Annotated in this window: 2 protein-coding genes; one reads left to right on the forward strand and one right to left on the reverse strand. The window is 70.3% G+C overall.

The window, feature by feature from the left end; all coding sequences use genetic code 11:
- The coding region (locus tag AC0VX0_RS12270) for a LysR family transcriptional regulator (RefSeq protein ID WP_475452180.1) at positions 1 to 723 on the reverse strand (723 nt) is incomplete at its 3' end.
- A 70-nt stretch (positions 724 to 793) separates the two neighbouring features.
- Between AC0VX0_RS12270 and AC0VX0_RS12275 the strand changes: the two genes are divergently transcribed.
- Positions 794 to 1,453 (forward strand): SLAC1 family transporter (locus AC0VX0_RS12275; RefSeq protein WP_475452182.1); only part of this gene is annotated, 660 nt, incomplete at its 3' end.

Consider the following 1,453-nt stretch of genomic DNA (forward strand, 5'->3'; position numbering starts at 1 on the left):
AGCGTTGGCGCGGATGATGCCAGTCGTTTCCAGCACTGCAGCCGGCGGGACCAGGGTCAGACCCGCGTCGTCGAGCCACGCTTCGACCGTGGAGCGGGTGCCGGACCCTTCCTCACGGAGCAGCAGGGGTGTCTCCGCGAGGTCATCCGAGGTGATGGCCGAAGCGCTTGCCCAAGGATGGTGCGGGGCGACGACGACCACGAGTTCGTCCTCATCGACCACCAACGATGAGAGGCCAATCGGCGCAGCAGGAGTCTCCGTGAACCCGACGTCGGCAGCGCCGGAACGGACGAGGTCGGTCACGTCGGCGGAGTTCCCCGCGATCAAACGCACCGACGCATCCGGCGTGGCAGCACGGTGGGTGAGCAGCCATCCGGGCAGCAGGAGTTCGGCGATCGTCTGCGACGCTGCGATCACGAGGGATCCCGCCGGTTCCCGCAGCGCGGCGACGCCTGCTTCAAGCCGCCGGGAGGCCTCCAACACCGGGACGGCGAGACCGAGCACCACCCGGCCGGCGTCGGTCAGCGCGGTCCCGGATGCCGTCCGGTGCGCCAGCGGCTGACCGGTCGCCTGCTCCGCGGCACGCAAGCGCGCAGACACCGCCTGCTGTGTCACCCCCAACACCTCGGCCGCGCGGGTCAACGACCCGGTCTCCGCGACGCGGACGAGGACCTCGAGGGTGTCGAGGTCCAGGATCCGGTCCGTCAACCGCCGCAGTGCCACAAGCAACCATTGTGCCCTGCCAACGAGTCCGCCGTTCCCGAACCACGGGGCACACGCGCACGATGGGTGCATGTCCGCTCACCTCGCCCACGCACCCGCAGCCTCTGAGCACGGTGTGCGCGACCGGCGGCTGTTCCGGGAGCTGGAGCGGCCCGGCCTGATCGTGTCGAACCTGACCCCGAACTGGTTCGCGTCGATCATGGGGACCGGGATCGTCGCCGTCGCGGCCGCGTCGTTACCGCTGCAGTTCCCCGGTCTGCGCACGGCGGCGACGGTCGTCTGGGCGATCGCGGCGGTCCTGCTCGTCGCCCTCACCATCGCGACGGTCCTGCACTGGGTCCGCTACCGGAGCACCGCAGCGAAGCACCACCTCAACCCGGTGATTTCCCACTTCTACGGCGCACCGCCCATGGCGTTCCTCACCGTCGGCGCCGGCACGATCCTCCTCGGCAAGGACTGGATCGGCCTCCCCGCCGCCGTCACCGTCGACTGGGTCCTCTGGACCATCGGCACCATCGGCGGCCTGCTCACCGCGGTCCTGGTGCCGTACCTGGCGTTCACCCGCCACGAGAACACGCCCGAATCCGCGTTCGGCGGCTGGCTGATGCCGATCGTCCCGCCGATGGTGTCCGCCTCGACCGGTGCGCTCCTCCTGCCGTATGCCCCCGCCGGGCAGGCACGGGAGACCCTGCTGTGGTCCTGCTACGGCTTCTTCGGCCTCAGCCTCATC

The sequence above is a fragment of the Micrococcus sp. iso_26 genome, from assembly GCF_056172975.1.